Here is a 990-nt window from a genome sequence, read left to right as displayed (position 1 = left end):
CACGCCTTCCTGAAGCGGGTGCGCAAGGAGATCGACACGCAGTACCCGGACACGGTGCTGCTGGCGGAGGCCAACCAGTGGCCCGAGGACGTCGTCGACTACTTCGGCGACTACCGGGCCGGCGGCGACGAATGCCACATGGCCTTCCACTTCCCCGTCATGCCCCGCATCTTCATGGCCGTCCGCCGCGAATCCCGCTACCCCGTCTCCGAGATCCTCGCCAAGACCCCCGCCATCCCGTCGGGCTGCCAATGGGGCATCTTCCTGCGCAACCACGACGAGCTCACCCTGGAGATGGTCACCGACGAAGAACGCGACTACATGTGGGCCGAATACGCCAAAGACCCCCGCATGCGCGCCAACATCGGCATCCGCCGCCGCCTCGCCCCCCTCCTGGACAACGACCGCAACCAGATCGAACTCTTCACCGCCCTGCTGCTCTCCCTGCCCGGCTCGCCGATCATCTACTACGGCGACGAGATCGGCATGGGCGACAACATCTGGCTCGGCGACCGCGACGCCGTCCGCACCCCCATGCAGTGGACCCCCGACCGCAACGCCGGCTTCTCCTCCTCCGACCCCGGACGGCTGTTCCTGCCCACCATCATGGACCCCGTCTACGGCTACCAGGTCACCAACGTCGAGGCCTCCATGGCCTCACCCTCCTCGCTGCTGCACTGGACCCGCCGCATGATCGAGATCCGCAAGCAGAACCCCGCCTTCGGACTCGGCTCCTACACCGAACTGCCCTCCTCCAACCCCGCCGTCCTCGCCTTCCTGCGCGAGGCCCCCCCGAACGGGGAGGACGAGGACGACCTGGTGCTCTGCGTGAACAACTTCTCACGCTTCGCGCAGCCCACCGAACTCGATCTGAGCGCCTTCGCCGGACGCCATCCCGTCGAGCTGTTCGGCGGGGTGCGCTTCCCCGCCATCGGCGAACTGCCGTATCTGCTGACCCTCGCGGGCCACGGCTTCTACTGGTTCCGGCTC

The 990-nt window shown here is 67.4% G+C and carries 1 protein-coding gene; it reads left to right on the top strand.

Annotation, left to right across the window (positions count from 1 at the left end; all coding sequences use genetic code 11):
• Positions 1-990: alpha-glucosidase C-terminal domain-containing protein (locus tag IE178_RS35055; RefSeq protein ID WP_193515071.1), on the top strand; the 990-nt coding region annotated here is incomplete at both ends.

The sequence above is a fragment of the Streptomyces griseoloalbus genome, assembly GCA_014650015.1.
In the GTDB taxonomy this organism is placed as follows: Bacteria; Actinomycetota; Actinomycetes; order Streptomycetales; family Streptomycetaceae; genus Streptomyces; species Streptomyces griseoloalbus.
The sequence above is the reverse complement of the archived record's forward strand: the minus strand, read 5'-3'. Positions and strand labels throughout refer to the sequence as shown.